At 52.4% G+C, this 2,180-nt stretch carries 3 protein-coding genes; all 3 read left to right on the top strand.

All coding sequences use genetic code 11. From position 1 onward, the window contains the following. The first annotated feature begins 93 nt into the window (after positions 1–93). Genes ACP5KC_RS10230 through ACP5KC_RS10220 form a run of 3 tightly spaced genes read left to right on the top strand, consistent with a single transcriptional unit; the run spans position 94 to position 2,082 of the window. A complete protein-coding gene (locus ACP5KC_RS10230) occupies positions 94–1,158 on the top strand; it encodes a hypothetical protein (RefSeq protein WP_428287514.1) in 1,065 nt (354 codons plus the stop codon). Positions 1,159–1,213: 55 nt separating this feature from the next. Beyond that, the gene (locus tag ACP5KC_RS10225; RefSeq protein WP_428287513.1) at positions 1,214–1,738 is read left to right on the top strand and encodes an STIV orfB116 family protein; all 525 of its coding nucleotides are present in this window, start codon (positions 1,214–1,216) and stop codon (positions 1,736–1,738) included. 11 nt (positions 1,739–1,749) lie between these two features. Further along, a complete protein-coding gene (locus ACP5KC_RS10220) occupies positions 1,750–2,082 on the top strand; it encodes a hypothetical protein (protein WP_428287512.1) in 333 nt (110 codons plus the stop codon). The last annotated feature ends 98 nt before the right edge of the window (positions 2,083–2,180 follow it).

Raw genomic sequence — 2,180 nt, 5'->3', positions numbered from 1 at the left:
GTTGTACGCGAGCTGACTCTTGTACCCGAGCGTGGAGTAGTGAGCATGGGGTTCAAAGAGGTCGGGCCCATTTACAAGGGGCGACTGATTCTCATGGAGCCTGTCAGTGAATTTGCACATAGTAGAAATGTCAAGCTCGACCCCGATAGGATCCTGGCGATATACAAGGCGGATGACGTTTTCTACTTTGTGTATGAGACGGACAAGCTTAGGTTCTACGCCCCCTTTGCGACTCCGATCCCGAGCGACGCGGAGCAGGTTGAGAGCCTCGAGGTAGAGAAGGTGCTCTACTATGAGACTGATGATGGGACAAGGCTTGACGAATGGGAGCCTGACACCAAAGAGGTCACCGAGAAATTCGTTATCAGTCCGTCCGGCTACGTCCCCGACAACGTGTTGTCGGAGCCCCGGTTTAGCTTCCTAAACGAGTCCAATGCGAAGAAACTAATGCAGATGATCCTTGAAAGGCTAGGCGTCAAGTCCGAGGTGGGCGAGGGCTATCATAGCCTTGCCGGCGAGCACCGTCCCAGCCTCGACTATTCGTACAAGATAGTAAGCGTGGAGAATGGAAGCGTGGATATAGGATTCTCATCAAGGGGCGTATGCTCATCCGTGTGGGACTCAGTCACTATCTCCTGTGACGGCAAGACCGGCGTGTATCTCATGATAACGATGTACACCGAGGCTAGGTACACAGACATCTACGCAATGATACCCGTAGACCCCGAGGCTGTCAAGTCCCTCGCAGAGAAACAGAGAGAAGAGGAGGAAGCAAAGAGACGTCAGCAAGAAGAGGAGCTTAAGAAAAGGCTCATGGAGCAGGAGCAAGAGGTTCAGAGGTTGCTCGAGGACAAGGAGTCCCTAGTGAAGTCTGTCGCCTCGATGGCCCCGGAGTGGGCTGACGGCGTCCTAGTGTACTCGAGACGCGTCACGGACGGCGAGGACACGTGGACTGCTACGTTCATCTACCCCGCAAAGAAGAGCATGAAGGACAAGGGATTCTACGCGAAGAAGAAGTGGAGGGAGATTAGCCTTGACAAGCCTCACGGGGAGGCCGTTAAGCGCCTCGTGAAGCAGTGTGCGGTTCTCTTTAGGGATGGAAACATGGAGGAGGGTGTATGCGAGGAGGATGGAGACTATGTCGTGTTTAAAAAATAGTTTTTGTTTCCCGGCTCCAGACCCTCGGGTAAGCGCCCGAGGGGGAGACCGGACTATGACGGCTCCGTCTGGTGTGGGTGTTAAAGCCCCGCCCACGCCCTCAACGGGCGTGGAAGTAGCCCAGGGTCGCGGGGCCACCCCTGGGCAGGTATTTCAAATACCGCGCCCCGAGTGCTTTCCATGCGAAGGCATGTGGGGCTGTGGCGGGCAATATTACCGTTTCGAGGATATAAACAGTGTCCTCGGGGAGAAAGGCAATGTCATACTGCTCAACGCGATTGTCGCGCCTCCTAAAAAAGAGTACCCATGGTTCATGCTCTACTATACAATAGAGCCTGAGGTAGCAGTATGTATCCTGAAGAATGCCAAGGAAATTGAGAGCTATATTGGCCACGAGGCTACTGCTCAAGTACTTTCCACGTTGGCGGGTCGCGAAATACCAGCGAACAGAGCAATGTATACGCCAAAGTACGACGACTTCGCCCTGGTAGTAAGACTCAAGAAAAGGCTTGAGAAACCCGAGGACGTCAAGAACGTCTCACTGTCCGATTTCGAGTTTGCAGTACTATGGTACACATGAGGTGATGGATGTTGAAGCCGGAGTTTAAGCTGGGGCAATGGTATCAAGTAGCCGTCGTGGATTATCGTGAGAAAGAAAACGGCGTCAACTATCACCGCGTCATTGTCGTGGATCGATGCAAGCAGATGAAGAACATATTGGAAATCCACGTAATGTCGGCTGCCGAAGGGGAAGAGCACCTCGCGTTTCTTGGAACCGTTACACTGGATTACCCCTCGCTCACAATCATAGGCTGTAACTCTAGTTACAATTTAGGCGCGTCATATCTACTCGATAAATACGTAGCTAAGGTCTGGGATAGGATCGTGGAACAGATAGAGCTACGGGGTGATGAGGATGAGTGAGAAGATGTGTATTCATAAGTTTAAGTCCTGGCTAACCCTGAAGCTCATAGACGTTAGGAGCAGGTATCCCCAGGAGAAGCCCCTGCTAGACCTAATAA

The sequence above is a fragment of the Infirmifilum sp. genome (assembly GCF_049970975.1).
Classification (GTDB): domain Archaea; phylum Thermoproteota; class Thermoprotei; order Thermofilales; family Thermofilaceae; genus Thermofilum; species Thermofilum uzonense.
The sequence above is the reverse complement of the archived record's forward strand: the minus strand, read 5'-3'. Positions and strand labels throughout refer to the sequence as shown.